Raw genomic sequence first — 20225 nt, 5'->3', positions numbered from 1 at the left:
GGCCTCCATTGAAAATGAAAAAAAATTTTTATTTTCTTTATTCTACATTTAAATTCAATTCTTTTTCCTTATTGATTAAATGGGCAATACTCGTATCATTCAATATCTGCAACATGGCATTTCTTACCTCAACGAACGTATCGCGTATGCCACAGGCATGCTCTTGGGTACACTCTTCGCACGAGCGGTAGAAATTTAAACTTACACAGGGTAGCAACGCGATAGGCCCATCGATCAAGCGCATAACCTGCGATAAGAAAACGTCTTCTGGTGCCTTATTGAGGCTATACCCGCCCCCAGCACCTTTCTTGCTATAGAGAATTCCGGCATTTCGCATTTCGAGCAGAATCTGTTCCAAAAATTTCTTGGGAATATTCTCTTCCTGCGCAATCTTTACGATTTGCATAGGCTCATTACCGTAGTTACGACCAAGCACCATTAGTGCCTTTATTGCATATTTTGTCTTTTTGGAAAGCATACTTATTAACCCCCTGTTGAATCGCAAATTTACGTTTTTTATTCAATAGAATAAAACCCGCACCATTTCATGCCTATACCAGCTGTAAACACCCCAAACGGAAGCTTCACCTCCCTATACTGGAAACGTATCTACTGCATTTCCTTATTGCCCCAATACCGCCGTGATGGGTTTTCCAATACTACCATTTGGTTCGGTAATGTGCAAAAGTGCTGCAATTGTGGGTGCAATATCCACAATATGTACCTCTGTATTGGATACTCCTGGCTTGATACCCCAGCCCATAAATACCAAAGGAATATGGGAATCGTAGGCAGACCATGTTCCATGGGTAGTACCGGTCGAGCGAGGCGTACCATCGTACCATTGTGGTTCGCAAACAATCTGGATAGCACCACTACGCTTAAAGTTATAACCATTGATCATTTTTTCGCGAATAGGCGCTGGAATCATTAGGCTTTCCCCCTTCTCCATATCAGCAACATAGGCCACACCTTCGGTATGACGAAGTTCACGAATGATGGTCTCTTTTATTTTATCACGATCCAGCTGCAAAGAATCGATCAACTGATTATTTAAATGAACCTGATAGTTCATCATGCTTTTTACAAGCTTCTCTTGTCCAAATTTCTCTTTAAGGGTTTTGTTAAGTCCGGTGATAATCTGACGGGAATAGAAATAACCACCGTTTCCTTTCATATCCATAAAGAACCGAGAGTTATAAGAAGCGCCGTGGTCTGCCGTCATAAAGAACGTATAATTACCCTTGCCCACGGTGTTATCGAGGTATTTGAAGAATTCAGCAAGTTGTTTATCAAGTTGCAGATACATATCTTCAATCTCCACGGCTGTCAATGAATAGCGGTGTCCCACATAATCTGTCGCAGAGAGACTCACACAAAGAAAATCGGTATTGTTAGTTGGGTTATTACCCATCTGTTCATTTTTGATTGCCTCCATGGCCATATCCAATGTAAACTGATTGCCCATTGGCGTGGTTTTGATCAGCTCATAGCCCTCGTCTTTCATCAACTTGGAAGTGGCGCGAGGCAGTGTCGGTTTCTCTTCACCCGGGTATTTGCCTTCATAGATATTGTCATCTGCAATACTGTTGGCAGCGTATGTACTGATGTCGTACATCGGCTTCCAGTCGCCTTTCAGATATTTCTCGGCTAATTTTTTCTTATTGAAGTCCACCAGCCATTTTGGAAGTTTGTCCATATAGAAATTGGAAGTAATCCAATCACCGGATTTTGCTTCAAACCAATAGGCCGCATCCGCAAAATGCCCTGCCGGTAAGATCCCACCGCGGTCTTTAATCGCGATACCGATCACTTTGGACTTAAAGTTAGAGGCTAATTTCAATTGGTCGGTTACAGTAGATGCAAGCAAATTGCGTGGAGACTGTTGCCCCTCCTTTGCGGTAGTACCTACACCGACAACATTGTCGTCCTGCGTACAATACATATTCTTTCCGGTCTGCTCTTCAATCCAGTCGTTACCCGCAATCCCATGGATGGAGGGAACAGAACCTGTATAGACCGAACTGTGCCCAATAGCCGTATAGGTCGGGATATAATTAATCAATGTATTTTCGCAGGAGAATCCTTCTTTCAAAAGTCGTTTGAAACCATCATTGCCATATCGATCTGCAAAACGATACAAATAATCCCACCGCATTTGGTCCACCATCAGGCCGACAACCAATTTTGGTTTTTCTGGCTGTTGCGCCATGGACGAAAGCGCTGCTATTCCAAGGACGACGCTTAAAAAAAATCTTTTAATCATAATCGTATTAAGTATTAAAATATTTGTTTTATCAATTTCACAGGCTAAAGTAGGGTTTAATCTTTTAAATGTGCTTTTAAAAATTGCCCTGTATAAGAATCTTTACAATGAATAAGTTCTTCAGGAAGCCCCGCAAAAACAAGTTTACCGCCTTTATTTCCGCCTTCGGGACCAATATCAATGACCCAGTCTGCCGATTTAATCATATCCATATTGTGTTCAATCACCAAGATACTATTCCCTAAGGCAATCAGTGCATCAAATGATTTCAAGAGCTTTTTGATATCCTGAAAATGCAAGCCTGTCGTTGGCTCATCAAAGATAAAAAGTGTTTTCTTGCTATTATTTCCCTTAATTAAGAAAGAAGCCAATTTAATCCGCTGGGCTTCACCTCCCGATAGCGTACTCGACGATTGACCGAGTTTAACGTAGCCCAGTCCAACATCCTGTAGAGGCTGCAGTTTGGCCAATATTTTAGGCTGGTCTGCAAAGAATGTGATGGCTTCATCCACGCTCAACTCAAGAACATCCGCTACTGACTTATTTTTGTACTGTACATCAAGTACAAACTGCTTAAATCGTTTTCCACCACAGGCCTCGCAGGGTAAAACAATATCAGCCATAAATTGCATTTCAATTTTAACTTCACCTTCACCCTGACAGACATCACATCGTCCGCCTTCAACGTTAAATGAAAATGCGGCAGGTTTCAATCCAGCAGCTTTAGCTGGTGCTTGGCTGGCATATAAAGCTCTGATTTCATCCCAGGCTTTGACATAGGTGACCGGATTGGATCTCGACGAACGGCCAATCGGATTTTGATCGACCATTTCAACTTGTTCAACTCGGGCAATGTCTCCCTCAATCGCATCATAGATCCCCGTTTGTTCACCGGAGTAATTACCGATAGACTTCTGCAATGCAGGATAAAGGATACGCTTAACCAATGAGGTCTTACCGGATCCCGAAACACCGGTTACGACAGCGAACGTATTTAATGGAAATTGTACATCAATTCCTTGTAGGTTATTTTCATGGGCTCCCTTAATGGTAACGCTACTCGACCACGAACGGCGTTTTTTAGGTACTTCAATCCGGCTTTTTCCACTCAGGTATTGACCTGTCAAGCTTTTAGCATCTTGTAGAATCTGCTGATATGTACCCGCAAAGACCATCTCCCCGCCGTTGATACCTGCTTCAGGGCCGATATCAATCAGATAATCAGCAGACTCCATCATCTCTTGCTCATGTTCGACTACAACCACTGTATTACCGACATCGCGTAATGATTTCAGCACCGAAATCAGGCGCTGTGTATCACGCGGATGGAGACCAATACTCGGTTCGTCCAACACATAAATAGAACCTACGAGCGAACTTCCCAAGGAAGTCGCCAGATTGATTCGCTGTGACTCTCCGCCTGAAAGCGTATTTGACAGCCGATTCAAAGTCAGATAGCTTAAACCAACATCGCAAAGAAATTGCAGTCGATTATTAATTTCGGCAAGAAGTCTTTTTGCAATGACCAGCTCATTACCGACCAGTGGCAAATTTTTAAAGAATTCCAGTGCCTCTTCCAAAGGCATCAATACAACATCTGTGATGGATTTTCCACCAACCTTGACGTAAGTAGCATCTTTCCGCAATCGGGTGCCACGGCAGTCTGGGCAATCTGTTTTCCCGCGATAGCGGGAAAGCATTACACGGTATTGAATTTTATAGGTCTGGGATTCGAGCTCTTCAAAGAACTGCGTAAGACCAGCAAAATATTTATTTCCTGTCCACAAGAGCTCCTTTTGAGCCTTGGTCAGATCCATGTAGGCACGATGTATCGGAAAATCGAACTTCAATGAACTTTTAACAAGCTTTTGTAGCCATTCGCCCATTTTCTCTCCTCGCCAAGGTGCTATTGCGCCATCATATACCGACCGGCTTTTGTCGGGAATAACAAGGTCCGGATCAATACCAATGATTTTCCCATAACCTTCACATCGGCGACAGGCACCATAAGGGTTGTTAAAACTGAAGAAATTTGGAGTAGGCTCCTCAAATGTTATTCCGTCAAGTTCAAATTTATGGGAGAAATGATGTCGCTGACCATTTTCTTCCATATAGAGTTCACCCTTACCTTCGAAAAAACCAGTTTGGATAGAATCAGAAAGCCGATTTACCGTATCATCATCCTGTTCAATACGCACGCGGTCGACAACAATAAGGACTTCTCCATCTTGGAGGTCTTTATTGGCGATGGCCTTATCCTCTATCACAGCTTCAATTTTCTGCATACGGTCTTCGTAGAAAATACGCACAAAACCTTTCTGCAAGAGTAGAGAAAGTTCTTCCTTTAATTTACGCCCGTGAGAGGGAATAAGCGGTGCAAGAAGCGTCACGGTGGTATCATCACCTAAATTCAGCGCAAAATCCACCACTGAGCTCACACTGTCTTTAGTCACCTCACGACCAGATATAGGAGAAATTGTCTTTCCAATACGGGCATATAACAATTTAAGATAGTCATATATCTCCGTCGATGTGCCTACCGTCGAGCGCGGGTTGGAGGTAATGACACGTTGCTCGATGGCAATTGCTGGAGCAATGCCTTTGATGTAATCCACCTCAGGTTTGTTCATACGCCCCATAAACTGCCTGGCGTACGAAGAAAGACTTTCGACATAGCGCCGCTGCCCTTCGGCATATAGTGTATCAAAAGCTAAGGAGGATTTTCCTGAGCCCGACATTCCAGTGATAACAACTAATTTATTTTTAGGGATATCAACGTCAATATTCTTTAAATTGTTAACTCTTGCTCCCTTTATCTGAATATATTCTTTTGGAGTATGCTCCACCTTTTTACTCATAATTATCCTTATCTCACACAAAGTTACGTATTATTGGCTGATTATATTCCTGCGAATTAAAAAGCAGTTCGGTTTTCTTTAGTACATAAAAAAGCCATCGAACAAAATATTCGATGGCTTTTTATGTATCCTGTTCTACGATTGACTATTGGAATTTCTTCGCGTTTACTTTACGCTCATTTTCAGTCAAATAGATTTTACGTAAGCGGATAGATTGTGGTGTAACCTCAATATATTCGTCCGCTTGGATATACTCCATAGACTCCTCTAAAGAGAATTTAATCGCTGGTGCGATACGTGTGTTGTCATCTGTACCCGATGCACGCATATTTGTCAACTGTTTACCTTTAACGATGTTGATCGTTAAGTCATTGTCACGAATATGCTCGCCTAAGATCTGGCCTTCATAAATATCGACACCTGGATCAACAAAGAACTTACCTCTATCTTGCAATTTATCGATAGAGTATGCTGTAGTTGTACCTTTATCTAAGGAGATCAATACACCGTGCAGACGTCCAGGAATTGTTCCTCTCCAAGGCTCGTATCCTTTCAGACGGTGAGCCATTACAGCTTCACCAGCAGTAGCAGTCAATACGTTGTTACGTAGACCAATGATACCACGAGAAGGGATTTCAAACTCAAGATGTTGCATTTCGCCTTTCGTCTCCATCACTAGAAGTTCACCTTTACGTTGCGTGACTAATTCAATAACTTTACCAGAAACCTCTGCAGGCACATCAACTACCAATACCTCGATAGGTTCACATTTTTTGCCATCAATTTCTTTCAAGATTACTTGCGGCTGACCTACTTGCAATTCGTAACCTTCACGACGCATTGTTTCGATCAATACAGATAAGTGAAGAATACCACGTCCGTATACCAACCAAGCATCTGGAGATTCCGTAGGAACAACGCGTAAAGCCAAGTTCTTTTCTAATTCCTTTTGTAAACGATCGTGAATGTGTCTTGAAGTAACCAATTTACCTTCCTTACCAAAGAATGGAGAATTGTTGATCGTAAACAACATGTTCATTGTCGGTTCATCAATGCTGATAACCTCCAATTGCTCTGGGTTTTCGAAATCTGCAATGGTGTCACCGATATCAAAACCTTCAATACCAACTACTGCACAGATATCTCCACATTTAACTTCTTCCACACGACGACGACCTAAGCCTTCGAATGTATGCAGTTCTTTTACCCGTGATTTAACGATTTTGCCATCACGTTTTACCAACGAAATAGGTTGACCTTCTTTGATTGTACCACGTGCTACACGACCGATAGCGATACGTCCAACGAACGTAGAGTAATCCAACGATGTGATCTGCATTTGCAATGTACCCTCAACAAATGGGGAAGGTGGGAAATGACTGATGATAGCATCTAATAATTCAGATACATCTTCTTTCTTTTCTTTCCAATCTGTTGACATCCAACCATGTTTGGATGAACCGTATAATACTGGGAATGCCAATTGTTCTTCTGTTGCATCCAGACTATAGAATAAATCAAATACGTTTTCGTACACCTCTTCAGGGCGACAGTTTTCTTTATCAACTTTATTCACAACTACCAAAGGTTTCAAACCTAATGATAATGCCTTTTGAGTAACGAAACGTGTTTGTGGCATTGGACCTTCGAAAGCATCCACTAGCAAAACAACACCATCAGCCATTTTCAATACACGCTCAACCTCACCACCGAAATCGGCGTGACCAGGTGTATCAATAACGTTAATTTTTACACCTTTATATTCTACAGAAACGTTTTTAGCGACGATAGTAATACCGCGTTCACGTTCTAAATCATTATTATCCAGAATTAAATCACCTGTACCGTCATTATCTCTAAAAAGATTTGTGAAGTGTAAGATTTTGTCTACCAACGTAGTTTTACCGTGATCGACGTGAGCGATAATCGCTATGTTTCTAATATTTTGCATCTAGCAAGTAAATTTGTTTTTAAATTCAGGGTGCAAAGATAAACATTTTGCACCATAAATTTTATAACTATGTGTATTTTATTTAATTACACCTAATTCTCTACCTACTTTAGTAAAGGCGGCAATTGCTTTATCTAGGTGTGCAAGCTCATGTCCAGCTGAAATCTGCACCCGAATACGAGCTTTTCCTTGAGGTACAACGGGATAGTAGAAGCCAATCACGTAAATTCCTTCCTCCAACATTTTTGATGCAAACTCCTGCGCTAATTTCGCATCATAGAGCATAACAGGCACGATCGGGTGGAAACCTGGCTTGATATCGAAACCCGCAGCCATCATTTTTTCACGAAAGTAGATGGTATTTGATTCCAGCTTGTCGCGCAATGCAGTAGTCTCACTCAGCATGTCCAATACCGCAACGGAAGCTCCAGCAATAGCCGGTGCTAGTGTGTTTGAAAATAGGTAAGGACGTGAACGCTGACGTAACAAATCGATAATTTCTTTTTTACCGGATGTAAAACCACCTGATGCTCCACCTAATGCCTTACCCAACGTACCCGTAATGATATCTACACGATCAATCACATTGAAAAGCTCATGTGTACCACGTCCCGTCGCTCCGATAAATCCAGTACAGTGCGACTCATCAATCATCACTAATGCTTGATATTTGTCTGCAAGATCACAGATCTGATCCAATGGAGCTACTGACCCATCCATTGAAAATGCACCATCTGTAACAATGATCTTGTGCCGCGCACCAGATGCTGCCTGCAACTGAGCTTCCAAATCTGCCATATCTGCATTTTTATAGCGGAAACGCTGAGCTTTGCACAAACGGACACCGTCAATAATGGAGGCATGATTTAATTCATCTGAAATGATGGCATCTTCAGCACCAAATAAGGGTTCAAACACTCCACCATTAGCGTCAAATGCAGCCGCGTATAAAATAGTATCTTCTGTTCCGAGAAATTTAGAAATTTTTGCCTCTAATTCTTTATGCACATCTTGGGTACCACAGATGAAACGTACTGAGGACATTCCATAACCGTGCGTATCAATCGCTTTCTTAGCAGCCTCGATTACTTTTGGGTGCGAAGACAGACCCAAATAATTGTTAGCACAAAAATTGACAACTTCTTGCCCTGTACTTACTTTGATATCTGCTCCCTGCGGAGTAACGATCACTCGCTCTTGTTTATACAATCCCGCTTCTTTGATTGCTTCCAATTCCTTTGCTAAAACTGGTTGTAATGTTGTGTACATAATTCGATTTTAATTTTTATACAATATTACAGTTTTTTCATTGGAATAACTTGTGTTACCTTCCCTGATGGACGTTATTCACGGAGAATTTATCCCAAATCAATGATTTGGTAACATTAAACCGATTGCACAAAATACGCGTTTGTCCCATCTCTGCATCTCCAATTAAAAAAAGCACGAATACGCATACAAGCCATCGTGTAACCACAGGTCTTATCTTTCTTAAAAGTAATTAAAGTACTGAAAGCAGAGGGAAAGGTTATTCGTATCGGAGCGCATCGACCGGATCCAGTTTAGATGCTTTTGAAGCTGGGTAATAACCCGACAGCATACCGACGAGTCCGCATACTGCAAAGCCCATAATAATTGCTCCCCACGGTATAATAAAAGATGTACCGAGCTGCAGGGCCAGGATATTACCGATCAGAATACCTATAAAGATCCCGGCAACACCACCGATCATGCAAATCACAATCGCTTCCATCAAAAACTGTTTACGGATAACACTCGGTGTTGCTCCGATCGCCTTACGTATACCAATCTCGCGTGTCCGCTCCGTGACCGAAACAAGCATAATATTCATCAATCCGATTGAAGCGCCCACCAGGGTGATAAAAGCAATCACTACAGCCCCTAAAGTCACCATTGCCATATTTTGCATCAGCATCTGGGCTACCGCATCGGACTTGGTAATTTCAAAATCATTGGTTTGCCTTGAGGCCAATCCGCGGATATTTCTAAATACGATAGTAGCTTCACCAATCGCCGCTTCCAATCGCATAGGATCGTTGGATGAAACTGTTATCACATAGGAGGGTTCAGCACCCTGCATCACTGCCCTTGCCTTGATCAGCGGAATAAAACATGCCCTATCGCCACCCATCCCCGCAGAAGAACCTTTACTTTTTAATACGCCGATAACCAAATAACGGATATTGTTAACGGTAATAAACTGCCCTATCGGATCAATGATTTCATTGAAAAGCATTTTACTGACTTCACTGCCAATGATAATAACACCACTACCTGTTTCTACCTCTCTAGTGGAAAAATTACGGCCTTCGTTGACAACATACCCCGATGTCTGCAGATAATTTTCGTCGGTGCCTATCAGGCCAATATTGGGGTTTGTCTTTTTGGATTGAAATTTTGCAGTCGTATTCCAGCTCACATTGGCACTGACTGATGTCAATGCATTAAAGTGAAAATCTTGTTTAAATCGAACGGACTGTGCATACGTTATATTAGCGAAGACTTTGGATCGCGTCCCCTCATTCCCGATGCGAACATTGAGCCCGCGGTTGCGGATGTTGAAAGAGTTTGACCCCATCGATGAAAAGGAGTCTGTCAGGGAGTTCTTCATGGCATCTATCGAGGTCAACACCCCTATAAGAGCCATCATTCCTATGGCAATAATCAGTGCTGTTAGAAATGTACGCAGCTTATTCCCTACAATAGACTGTAGTGCAAGCTTGACATTCTCAACATAAGACATTTTTACGGCCATAAAGCTAATATGTATGATTTGTAGGGATGAAAATACTGTAATTCCCGCACAAAACCAAAAAGGCAATTTACTGCTATGGAATAAATTGCCTTTTTGGGTGTGACCTCAGCTGTGCATGCTAGCGGATTACACCATTTTAGCAGCTGCTATAGTTCTTAATGAATTCTTTTCCATGTCTCTGTACGTCCGAGCAGGCTCACGCCCATATAGCCCCTGATATCAAGCTTATCTCCTTTTAGCGTCATCTTACAGCTATATGTTTTGCCTGACTTTGGATCATAAATCTTTCCATCGACATAAGTACTGCCATCTTTTTCAAAATTGGTCAAGATCTCCAGTCCTTGCACATTCCTGCCCTGCAGGGCTTTATCTGGATTTTTTATATCTTTCTTTGGCTGACCTGCTTCGTTGTTAGGAAATTTCAGCCAATAGAGCTTACCAAAAAACTTATCGCCTTTTTTGTAAATTTCAACACGACCTTCGCCACTTGGATTTTCCCATTTTCCGATGATGGGATCTGTTTGCGCAAATAATGTTACTGTAGTCAGCAACATTAAGAATGACATCATAATTTTCTTCATGGGTTTATTAGTTTTATGAGCATGTGAAGCTCGTTATAAATAAAGATAAGAAATATTTACTATGCTCGCATATATTTAATATCAAAACTGCATTTATTTAACAACAAAATATCCTTAATGTATCTGGCCATTAACCTGCAAAAAGCCTTTTTTTCGTAATACCTAGAATTCATACGTCAATAAAGTTTGGCATTGGGTTTGCAACATTATAATCATATTATTTCTTTTTTAACTATTTACAAAAATTAGCACATATTATGAAATTTATTATTAGTCTTTTACTTACCGGGTTGGTCGTGGCGGTTGCCTGCTGGCTTGTACCTGGAGCCCATGTTGCTGGATTTGGCTGGGCCATTGTTACCGGACTCGTGATTGGAGTTGTCAATGCAACTGTAGGATCGATTTTACGGTTATTTACGTTCCCCTTAAATTGGCTAACACTTGGTTTGGTATCCTTTATTATTACAGTATTAATGGTTCTGCTGTCCGATTGGCTACTCGGTTCAAAATTTGATGTAGATGGTTTTTGGACTGCCGCGCTGTTTGCCATTGTCGTTGCCGTATTAGAGATGATCGTTGGCAGTATGTCAAAAGATTAAAGATACATTATATTACGTAGTTAAAGGTGTTCAAATCAATTGATACGAACGCCTTTTTTATTTCTTATTCCTTACCTCAGCATACTGACATTACACACCCATCCGCATTCCTCTCGCTATTTACGGCAGAAATCGTTAAATTTAATTTTTTAAAAAGAAACGCTGATATATGTGTGAACACAACCATGAGCATAGCAATGCCACACAAGAGCAATCCCTTACCACAAAGGAGCAGCCTTGGTGGATTGCCCAGAGCAAGTTGCTCATCGCTCTTGTCATCCTGCTTACTTTACTTTTATTGAAATATGCTTTCAAGATCACTCTTCCGTTTGGCATCAGTTTAGCCCTAAATAGCATCGCTTACCTGCTTGCGGGAATACCTGTTATCCTGATGGCTTTCCGTAAGGCAAAAAGGGCTGATATTTTTAATGAATTCTTTTTGATGACTGTGGCAACCTTAGGTGCATTCGCTATTGGAGAATTTGAAGAGGGTGTTGCGGTAATGGTATTCTACCAAATCGGAGAATGGTTTCAGGACACCGCCGTAGACAATGCCAAGAAATCGATCAAATCACTCTTGGATATCCGTCCCGATACCGTTACTGTATTACGAAATGGCCAACAGCGACAGGTAAACCCAAAGACTGTCACAACTGGCGAAATAATCCTTGTAAAAGTGGGTGAAAAAGTGGCTCTTGATGGTAAGTTGAATACAGAAAAAGCCGCATTTAATACCGCCGCTTTGACGGGAGAGAGTAAACCTGATACAAAATATAGGGGTGAAACGGTTTTTGCGGGGATGATTAATTTGGAAACGGTTGTAGAAATCGAGGTCTCCAACAAATTTGAGGATAGCAAGTTGAGCAAAATCCTCGAAATGGTACAAGATGCTACAGCGCGTAAATCCAAAACGCAGTTGTTTATTGCCAAATTTGCTAAAGTATATGTCCCCATAATCTTTGGTCTTGCACTATTGGTGCTTATTGTGCCCCTATGCTTTGTGCAAGACTATAGTTTTAAAGACTGGTTCTACCGGAGTTTGGTTTTCTTGGTGATTAGTTGCCCCTGCGCCCTAGTTGTTTCTATCCCCTTGGGTTATTTTGGCGGAATAGGTTTAGCCTCGCGAAACGGAATATTATTTAAGGGAGGCAACTTCCTCGATGCCATTACCGCTGTTGATACTGTAGTAATGGATAAAACAGGTACACTCACAGCGGGTGTATTTGAAGTAACGGAGGTTGTTGCAGTCAATGGAGAGCCACAAGAATTATTGGATTATGCGAAAGCGATAGAGGTACATTCCACACATCCCATTGCGAAGGCGATAGCCAATTATAATCCAGGCAGCACAGCCCTAAAAACGGAAAATATTCAGGAAATTGCAGGCCATGGACTTTGTGCCACGGTGAATGGAAAGCAAACACTAGCAGGCAACAGCAAGCTATTGGACAAATACAACATTAGCTACCCGGATGATTTGAGGAAAATGGTATATTCCATTGTGATGCTTGCCATCGATGGCAAGTATGCCGGTTATATAACCGTTGCAGACCGGATCAAAGCAGGATCGAAGGCCGTTATTCAGGCAATGCGTGCGCAAGGTCTTTATACGGTCATGTTATCTGGCGATAAAACAGCGGTAGTAAGCAAGGTAGCCAAAGAGCTGGGGATAAACGAGGCATATGGCGACCTCCTCCCCGAGGATAAGGTTAGCCATGTACAGCAACTGCTCGATCAAGGACGCCATGTTGCCTTTGCCGGTGATGGTGTAAATGATGCTCCAGTAGTTGCATTAGCACAGGTAGGCATCGCAATGGGCGGACTCGGCGCTGATGCGACGATAGAGACAGCTGATATCGTAATCCAAAACGATGAGCCCAAGAAAATCTTATCGGCCATCAAAATCGGAAAAATAACCCGAAATATTGTCTGGCAGAATGTAATCTTGGCAATGGGAGTAAAGGTCATTGTTTTGATCCTTGGGGCCGGTGGTGTTGCAACACTTTGGGAAGCGGTCATAGCGGATGTGGGAGTCGCCCTTTTGGCGATTTTAAATGCTATCCGAATACAGCATAAAAAAGTATGAAAATGACGTTATCCAAAAAATCAGATCGTAACACTTGTAGAAATTAGAGCACTGAAAAATACTGTAGTGTAATACATCCATAATTGAAAAAAAAGCGGGGCTGTCCAAAATTGAACAGCCCCGCTTCCTATGTTTCATCCATGATCTACTTCAGATCGAGTAAGAAATTTTAATTCCGCCAAGCCTTGTACGCATTGATCAATCCATTAGTAGAAGAATCATGGCTTGACACCGTGTTGTCATCATTTAATTCCGGAAGGATTTGGTTGGCCAACTGTTTACCTAGTTCAACGCCCCATTGATCGAAACTATAGATGTTCCAGATCACACCTTGGACAAAGATTTTATGTTCATAAAATGCAATAAGTCTTCCCAATGTGCGTGGAGTCATTTTTTTCAATAAGATGGAATTCGTCGGGCGATTACCCGAAAAAACTTTATAAGCTTTAAGCGCTTCTATATCTTGATCTGATTTCCCAGCTTTCTTTAATTCGTCAACCACTTCTTCAGCTGTTTTACCATTCATTAGCGCCTCGGTCTGCGCAAAAAAATTGGACAATAACAATTGATGATGATTTCCAATTGGATTAAGGCTATTTGCAGGCGCAATAAAATCGCATGGAATCAACTTGGTTCCCTGATGGATTAATTGATAGAATGCATGTTGTCCGTTTGTACCGGGCTCACCCCAGATAATTGGGCCGGTCTGATATTGCACTTGTTCGCCATTCCTATCTACATATTTTCCATTACTTTCCATATCCCCTTGTTGGAAATAGGCAGCAAAACGGTGTAGATATTGATCATAGGGAAGAATTGCATGGCTTTCGGATTTGAAAAAATTATTGTACCATACGCCAAGCAAAGCCAATATGACCGGAATATTGGATTCAAAAGCAGTTTCTTTGAAATGAACATCGGCATCGTAGGCACCTTTTAGCAGCTCCTCGAAACGGTCAAAACCTATTGCCAGACTGATAGAAAGACCTATTGCAGACCAAAGCGAATAACGTCCGCCAACCCAGTCCCAAAATTCAAACATATTTTGAGTATCAATTCCAAAGGTTTGTACTGCTTGTGTGTTGGTGCTCAATGCCGCAAAATGCTTAGCGACGTCTTCCTCAAGAGCGCCACTTGCCAAAAACCAGTCTTTGGCTGTATGGGCATTGGCCATCGTTTCCTGTGTGGTGAACGTCTTTGAAGCAATCAAAAATAACGTGGTTTCAGGATCTACAGCTTTCAAAGTTTCAGCAATATGTGTCCCGTCCACATTAGAAATAAAATGTACATTTAAACGTGTTTTATAAGCCTTAAGGGCCTCTGTTACCATCACGGGACCAAGATCTGAACCGCCAATCCCGATATTGACCACATCGGTAATCTCTTTGCCCGTATATCCTTTCCACTGACCAGATAGGATGTTTTCTGTGAAAGCTTTCATCTGCGCCAATACACGTTTAACATCGGGCATCACATCTTGACCATCCACGTAAACGGGTTGATCAGATTGATTCCGCAAGGCCGTGTGTAACACGGGCCTATTCTCGGTGACATTAATACGCTCGCCCGAAAACATCGCCTCTATTGCCTCAGCAAGACCGCATTCTTTAGCCAGCTGCACCAAGAGTGCTCTCGTCTCTTCCGTTATGCTATTCTTGGAATAATCTAAAAGAATGTCTTCAAATGCTATTGAAAATTTATCGAAGCGTGCAGGATCTTCTGCAAAAAGTTGGCGTAAATCTTTGAATTCATTACTATATGGCCCAAATAAAGATCCAAAATGCTGGGTGAGATCCTTATAGGCTTGCGTCTGTGTAAAGTTAATTTTTGGAAACATCTGTTTTTACTAAAATATTTGTTTTAAACGTCAACAAAAGTCTTCTAGATCGCAATATTGCACCGAGTGTAGATCCTCACATGAAGGTTTATTCTGCTGACAATACCAAAACTAAAAAAAAAAGGTCACATATCCCTATTTACCAACGGATATTCAACGTTAAGTTCTTCGGTAGAGGCATGAATTTATTAATTAAAATTTATACTTTAGCGGATATGACAAAAGAACAAATTCAAGACTTGAGGGATCGTGTGACTTCCCTGAGGAGGCATCTTTGACATCGATGCACGCAAAGAAGAAATAGAGAGAGATCAAGCGATTACGCTTGAAGCAAGCTTTTGGGACGATTCCAAAGCGGCAGAGAAAATACTTCTGGCCATAAAAACCCAAAAGGTATGGACAGACCACTTCGACGAAGTTGCAGCGGCGGTTGAAGACGCCTATGTCATGTATGAATTCTATCAATCGGGCGACGCCAGCGAAAAGGAAGTGGACGACCAATATCAACTCGCCTTAGAAAAAGTCGAGGAGCTCGAATTTAAAAATATGCTTAGTGCTGAAGAGGATCAGCTGGATGCAATCTTACAGATTACTGCCGGTGCAGGCGGTACTGAAAGCTGCGACTGGGCTGCCATGCTGATGCGGATGTATATTATGTGGGGCGAGAAAAATGGTTATAAAGTAACCGAGCAAGATTCTCAGGAAGGTGATGTAGCCGGCATCAAGAGTGTTACCCTGCAGATATCGGGTGATTTTGCTTACGGCTACCTCAAGGGAGAAAATGGTGTACATAGGCTCGTTCGGATATCCCCATTTGATTCTAACGCAAAACGCCATACCTCTTTTGCGTCAGTCTACGTTTATCCATTGATCGATGATAATATTGAGATCGATGTGAAGGATTCTGAAATTGAATGGGATACTTTCCGCTCTGGTGGTGCAGGTGGGCAGAACGTAAATAAAGTAGAAACCGCAGTTCGATTACACCACAAACCCACGGGCATTATTATTAAGAATCAGGAATCCAGATCGCAATTACAAAATAAGGAAAATGCGATGCGTTTATTGAAATCACAGTTATATGAGATTGAAATGCGTAAACGTCAGGAAGCTACAGCTGCTATTGAAGGAAACAAAAAGAAAATCGAATGGGGTTCCCAAATTCGAAACTATGTCCTACATCCGTATAAGTTAATTAAAGATTTACGGACAAATTACGAAACATCCAATACACAAGCTGTGTTAGACGGTGATCTCAATGATTTTCTGAAAAATTACCTGATGGAATTTGGCGGATAAAAAAATTAAAAATTGATGATCCGAAAGACGCCCGCATTAGCGAGCGTCTTTTTTTTTCCTTCTTCTTTCCATTATAATGGTGGCCGTTTTCCTACACAGTTAGTGACAAAAACTGTCAATTTCGTTTAACAAAAAGGTAGCAAATGTTAAAAAATCTTAAAAATCCATCCATTAGAATGAAGTCACATTTTAAGTAATTTCCTTTACAATTCAAAATCAAACAACTAATAACCAATGTCTTACATATAATCTTTTTGTATCAATAACGTTACAATTATGGATTGCATAATGTTTTTGGCATGAAATAAAGGCATGTGTTTTGCGTTTATGGAATCGTAATATTTTCATTACAAAAGATATCGAAAGCGATATTAAATTAAAGATTGAAAAAACGAATGTGTATCTAAAATAGAACGGTTATGAATTACATGAAAGAAAACTCGATCGTATCCAAGCAGATGACCAAGCAATGGCAGCCTGCTGTATACGATGTAAATGCAGCAGAAAAGCGATCTGAAAATAAAGTTCGCAAAGAGGAAGAAAGTAACTTTGGTCCTAAAGAGTATGGTATTGTTGGAGCAACATTTTTCATTTTATTTGCGTCGGTCTTTGGCGTATATATGCTTCAGCCCGACTTTGATGCGTTACGTTTCCAACGTTTAGATAGTATTGGAGGAACATTTTTGATCGGTTTCGGTATACTTCTTGCCGTTATTGCAATCAGCTTTTTGATTTTTCTGATTGTACTTCACCGTAAATACAAGCCCATAGCATCGGTGTCGGATGAAGAATTGCCAACGTGTACTATTATTGTGCCGGCGTATAATGAGGGACAACTGGTTTATGATACATTACATAGTTTAGCAAGCAGCGATTATCCAGAAAAAAAGCTGCAAATTATTGCGATTGACGACGGTAGTAAGGATAATACTTTTGAATGGATACAACGTGCCAAATTGGAACTGGGCGAGCGTGTTGAGATTTACAAACAGCCTAAAAATATGGGTAAGAGACATGCCTTATACCGTGGTTTTAAGTTAGGAACAGGAGAAATCTTTATTACAGTGGACAGTGACTCTATTGTAAAAAAAGACACCATACGTAATATGGCAAGCCCGTTTGTAACAAACAAGGAATGTGGGGCGGTAGCTGGAAATGTGCGTGTACTAAATACCAAAAAAGCGATCATTCCACGTATGCTAAATGTTAGCTTCGTATTTAGCTTTGAATTTGTACGTTCTGCACAAAGTATGCTTGGTACTGTCATGTGTACACCAGGAGCCCTTTCGGGATACCGCAAAGAAGCTGTTATGAACTGTTTAGAAGATTGGATCAACCAAACATTTATGGGGCAGCCTTCTGATATCGGTGAAGATCGTGCGATGACCAATATGATTTTGAAACAAGGATATCATGTCTTATTTCAATCAAATGCATATGTTTACACAGACACACCTGTACGTTATAAAAATCTATACAAGATGTTTATCCGTTGGGAAAGAAGCAACGTTCGCGAGAACATCGCCATGAGTAAATTCGCATTTAAGAATTTTCGTCAAGGTCCTAAATGGGGGGCGCGTATCTTATTGCTTATGCAATGGAAAAAAGTATTGTTATCTTATCCAATGCTGTTACTTATGCTGTGGACTGTATTTCATTATCCACTGATGTTCTTAAGTTCAACATTGGTTGGTATCTTGATATTCTCCAGTATCCAGGCATATTTCTTTGCCTCTAAAAATGCAAACGCCAAAGAAGCTTTCTGGGCCTATAGCTACAGTATATTCTATGCTTTCAGTTTATTTTGGATTACACCATATGCGATAGCAACAGCAGGACGTAGAGGTTGGTTGACAAGGGGATAAAATTAATGCAAAGAACGTATATTTATAGCTATATATGAGAGATTTTCAGGTAAAAAAGATTGCCGTCATCGGCCAGGGGTATGTTGGGTTGCCATTGGCAATAGCATTTTCAGATTTTTTCCCGGTGATTGGATTTGATATCAATAAAACACGTATTGAGGAACTTAAGCAGGGGGTTGACCGTACACTAGAGACCGATAAAAAAGAATTGGCTCGCGTTAGAGATTTATATGCTACATCAAATCAAAGTAAGGGCTATGATGCAAGTAGCTCAACTGCAGACATTGCAGATGCAAATGTCTATATCGTTACTGTACCAACTCCCATAGACCGCTATAATTCACCCGATCTATCGCCAGTGATCGGAGCATCAAAAATGATAGGCGAATTATTAACTGCTGGCGATCTAGTTATTTATGAATCCACAGTCTACCCTGGTTGTACGGAAGAGGAATGCATACCGGTTTTGGAGAAATATTCGGGATTAACGTTCAATCAAGACTTTTATGTTGGTTATTCTCCTGAAAGGATTAATCCGGGCGATAAGGTTAACTCGCTTCAGAAAGTGGTCAAAGTAACCTCAGGAAGCACTCCGGAAGCGGGGTTAGCAGTGGATGGACTATATAAAAAAATTATTGAGGCCGGAACCCACTTAGCGCCCTCAATTAAAGTAGCAGAAGCTGCCAAGGTGATCGAAAATGCACAGCGCGATGTAAATATTTCATTTATGAATGAGCTTGCTCTGATTTTTGATCGTGTAGGTATAGATACGCAGGATGTATTGGATGCAGCGGGCACAAAATATAATTTCCTCCGCTTCAAGCCAGGATTAGTCGGTGGGCACTGTATATCGGTAGACCCCTATTATCTTGCTCAAAAAGCTACACAACTGGGTTATCATCCACACGTTATATTATCTGGAAGGGAGGTGAACGATCAGATCGCTTCTTTCATTGCTTCAAAAGTTGTGAAGCTGATGATTCAGAAAAACATCAAATTTGATGGAGCCAAAGCTTTGGTATTAGGTGTTACATTCAAAGAAAATTGTCCTGATATAAGAAATAGTAAGGTTATTGACATGATCCACGACCTTCAAGAGTTCGGTTTAAAGGTAGACGCCTACGATCCGTGGGTGAATGTAGAGGAAGTAAAATCACATTTCAATATTGAATTATTATCAACTCTTCCAGAAATTGGTGACTATGATTCTGTTATACTCGCCGTAGGCCATAGAGAATTCTTACATTTAGACCTCAGCAACCTGAAAAAAGAGAATTCTGTTGTATTTGATATCAAGGGAATACTTGATCGAAAATTGGTAGATGCACGATTGTAAGAAATTTTTGCAGAAGATCGTTGAATAGTTCAACTTCAATTCAAGTTGGCCTTATCTAACCTTCCATTAGTTAGATAAGGCGCTACTCTACTCAGTATCATAAAAAACCGGCGGCCAGCTAGTATAACCAGCTTACGCTACCGGTTTCAACATCATAATTTGCTCCCACAATTTTAATTTTACCCTCTTCTTCTAATTTACGGAGTGTCGAACTTTGTCTACGGATGTCTCTAATCGCATGTTTAATGTTTTGTTGATTGAGCTTTTCAAGCAGCTCACTATTCTTTGACGAACGCTCTTCACCCTCGTCTATCACTTCATTGATGATTGGATCAAAATGATTAATTAGGTGGTTTAGATTATCCATCCCCATTCCTTCGATTTGCGCAGCATCTAATCCTCCTTTTAATGCCCCGCATTTGGTATGACCAAGCACAACAACAAGTTTTGAGCCCGCTACATTGCAACCAAATTCCATCGAACCTAAAATATCCTGATTGACAAAATTTCCTGCAATACGAATACTGAAGATATCGCCCAATCCCTGATCAAATATAAGTTCTGCTGATGTGCGGCTATCGATGCAGCTCAGCACGACAGCAAATGGCCACTGCCCTTCGCGAGTAGCGTTCACCTGTTCCAGAAGATCGCGGTTTGCTTTTAGGTTATTAACAAAGCGTTGATTTCCCTCCTTCAAGAAATCCAATGCCTTTTCCGGTGTAATCGTCGATTGTGTTTCGTACGTATGTGCCTTCATAAGATTTTATTATT

14 protein-coding genes are annotated in these 20225 nt (G+C 41.1%); 5 read left to right on the top strand and 9 right to left on the bottom strand.

Going from position 1 to position 20225, the window contains the following annotated elements; translation table 11 throughout:
* Nucleotides 1-37 precede the first annotated feature (37 nt).
* The 7 genes from B3E00_RS04965 to B3E00_RS04935 form a co-directional block, all read right to left on the bottom strand.
* A complete protein-coding gene (locus B3E00_RS04965) occupies nucleotides 38-478 on the bottom strand; it encodes an RrF2 family transcriptional regulator (RefSeq protein WP_209577387.1) in 441 nt (146 codons plus the stop codon).
* 144 nt (nucleotides 479-622) lie between these two features.
* Complete coding sequence (pafA, locus tag B3E00_RS04960; RefSeq protein ID WP_293937290.1) at nucleotides 623-2266, bottom strand: alkaline phosphatase PafA; 1644 nt, start codon at nucleotides 2264-2266, stop codon at nucleotides 623-625.
* A gap of 56 nt (nucleotides 2267-2322) precedes the next feature.
* Complete coding sequence (gene uvrA / locus B3E00_RS04955) at nucleotides 2323-5124, bottom strand: excinuclease ABC subunit UvrA (RefSeq protein WP_293937288.1); 2802 nt, start codon at nucleotides 5122-5124, stop codon at nucleotides 2323-2325.
* 145 nt (nucleotides 5125-5269) lie between these two features.
* Complete coding sequence (typA, locus tag B3E00_RS04950) at nucleotides 5270-7075, bottom strand: translational GTPase TypA (RefSeq protein WP_209577176.1); 1806 nt, start codon at nucleotides 7073-7075, stop codon at nucleotides 5270-5272.
* Nucleotides 7076-7153: 78 nt separating this feature from the next.
* The gene (kbl, locus tag B3E00_RS04945) at nucleotides 7154-8344 is read right to left on the bottom strand and encodes a glycine C-acetyltransferase (RefSeq protein ID WP_293937285.1); all 1191 of its coding nucleotides are present in this window, start codon (nucleotides 8342-8344) and stop codon (nucleotides 7154-7156) included.
* A 259-nt stretch (nucleotides 8345-8603) separates the two neighbouring features.
* Nucleotides 8604-9851 (bottom strand): ABC transporter permease, encoded by a 1248-nt coding sequence (locus tag B3E00_RS04940; RefSeq protein WP_209577171.1) that lies wholly within the window; start codon nucleotides 9849-9851, stop codon nucleotides 8604-8606.
* 155 nt (nucleotides 9852-10006) lie between these two features.
* On the bottom strand, nucleotides 10007-10432 hold the full coding sequence (locus B3E00_RS04935; protein WP_209577168.1) for a DUF2147 domain-containing protein: 426 nt from the start codon (nucleotides 10430-10432) through the stop codon (nucleotides 10007-10009).
* Between the two features lie 257 nt (nucleotides 10433-10689).
* On the opposite strand from B3E00_RS04935, the gene B3E00_RS04930 reads away from it, so the two are divergent.
* On the top strand, nucleotides 10690-11031 hold the full coding sequence (locus B3E00_RS04930) for a phage holin family protein (RefSeq protein ID WP_209577166.1): 342 nt from the start codon (nucleotides 10690-10692) through the stop codon (nucleotides 11029-11031).
* 169 nt (nucleotides 11032-11200) lie between these two features.
* Nucleotides 11201-13117 (top strand): heavy metal translocating P-type ATPase, encoded by a 1917-nt coding sequence (locus B3E00_RS04925; RefSeq protein ID WP_293937281.1) that lies wholly within the window; start codon nucleotides 11201-11203, stop codon nucleotides 13115-13117.
* Nucleotides 13118-13286: 169 nt separating this feature from the next.
* On the opposite strand, the gene pgi is transcribed toward B3E00_RS04925, so the two are convergent.
* Nucleotides 13287-14954, bottom strand: a complete 1668-nt coding sequence (gene pgi / locus B3E00_RS04920) for a glucose-6-phosphate isomerase (RefSeq protein WP_293937278.1) — start codon at nucleotides 14952-14954, stop codon at nucleotides 13287-13289.
* A gap of 215 nt (nucleotides 14955-15169) precedes the next feature.
* Between pgi and prfB the strand changes: the two genes are divergently transcribed.
* The 3 genes from prfB to B3E00_RS04905 all read left to right on the top strand — a co-directional run bounded on the left by prfB (nucleotide 15170) and on the right by B3E00_RS04905 (nucleotide 19454).
* Nucleotides 15170-16253 (top strand): peptide chain release factor 2 gene (prfB, locus tag B3E00_RS04915; RefSeq protein ID WP_293937275.1). Its coding sequence is split into 2 segments (ribosomal slippage): nucleotides 15170-15229 and nucleotides 15231-16253, totalling 1083 coding nucleotides; the frame shifts between segments, so codons are not numbered across the junction.
* 419 nt (nucleotides 16254-16672) lie between these two features.
* Nucleotides 16673-18118 (top strand): glycosyltransferase, encoded by a 1446-nt coding sequence (locus B3E00_RS04910; protein WP_293880066.1) that lies wholly within the window; start codon nucleotides 16673-16675, stop codon nucleotides 18116-18118.
* Nucleotides 18119-18152: 34 nt separating this feature from the next.
* Complete coding sequence (locus B3E00_RS04905; protein ID WP_293937272.1) at nucleotides 18153-19454, top strand: nucleotide sugar dehydrogenase; 1302 nt, start codon at nucleotides 18153-18155, stop codon at nucleotides 19452-19454.
* Nucleotides 19455-19572: 118 nt separating this feature from the next.
* On the opposite strand, the gene B3E00_RS04900 is transcribed toward B3E00_RS04905, so the two are convergent.
* Nucleotides 19573-20211: a carbonic anhydrase family protein gene (locus B3E00_RS04900; RefSeq protein WP_293880070.1), complete on the bottom strand. Its 639-nt coding sequence runs from the start codon at nucleotides 20209-20211 to the stop codon at nucleotides 19573-19575.
* Nucleotides 20212-20225: the final 14 nt, after the last annotated feature.

This window comes from Sphingobacterium sp. UBA5996 (assembly GCF_002429765.1).
Lineage (GTDB): Bacteria > Bacteroidota > Bacteroidia > Sphingobacteriales > Sphingobacteriaceae > Sphingobacterium.
The sequence above is the reverse complement of the archived record's forward strand: the minus strand, read 5'-3'. Positions and strand labels throughout refer to the sequence as shown.

Bases quoted from the DNA above. Each gene is read 5' to 3' on its own strand.
- B3E00_RS04910 (WP_293880066.1), top strand. From the start codon at position 16,673: ATGAATTACATGAAAGAAAACTCGATCGTATCCAAGCAGATGACCAAG.
- B3E00_RS04930 (WP_209577166.1), top strand. From the start codon at position 10,690: ATGAAATTTATTATTAGTCTTTTACTTACCGGGTTGGTCGTGGCGGTT.
- B3E00_RS04900 (WP_293880070.1), bottom strand. From the start codon at position 20,211: ATGAAGGCACATACGTACGAAACACAATCGACGATTACACCGGAAAAG.
- typA (WP_209577176.1), bottom strand. From the start codon at position 7,075: ATGCAAAATATTAGAAACATAGCGATTATCGCTCACGTCGATCACGGT.
- B3E00_RS04905 (WP_293937272.1), top strand. From the start codon at position 18,153: ATGAGAGATTTTCAGGTAAAAAAGATTGCCGTCATCGGCCAGGGGTAT.
- B3E00_RS04965 (WP_209577387.1), bottom strand. From the start codon at position 478: ATGCTTTCCAAAAAGACAAAATATGCAATAAAGGCACTAATGGTGCTT.
- pgi (WP_293937278.1), bottom strand. From the start codon at position 14,954: ATGTTTCCAAAAATTAACTTTACACAGACGCAAGCCTATAAGGATCTC.
- B3E00_RS04925 (WP_293937281.1), top strand. From the start codon at position 11,201: ATGTGTGAACACAACCATGAGCATAGCAATGCCACACAAGAGCAATCC.
- B3E00_RS04935 (WP_209577168.1), bottom strand. From the start codon at position 10,432: ATGAAGAAAATTATGATGTCATTCTTAATGTTGCTGACTACAGTAACA.
- B3E00_RS04940 (WP_209577171.1), bottom strand. From the start codon at position 9,851: ATGGCCGTAAAAATGTCTTATGTTGAGAATGTCAAGCTTGCACTACAG.
- pafA (WP_293937290.1), bottom strand. From the start codon at position 2,266: ATGATTAAAAGATTTTTTTTAAGCGTCGTCCTTGGAATAGCAGCGCTT.
- uvrA (WP_293937288.1), bottom strand. From the start codon at position 5,124: ATGAGTAAAAAGGTGGAGCATACTCCAAAAGAATATATTCAGATAAAG.
- kbl (WP_293937285.1), bottom strand. From the start codon at position 8,344: ATGTACACAACATTACAACCAGTTTTAGCAAAGGAATTGGAAGCAATC.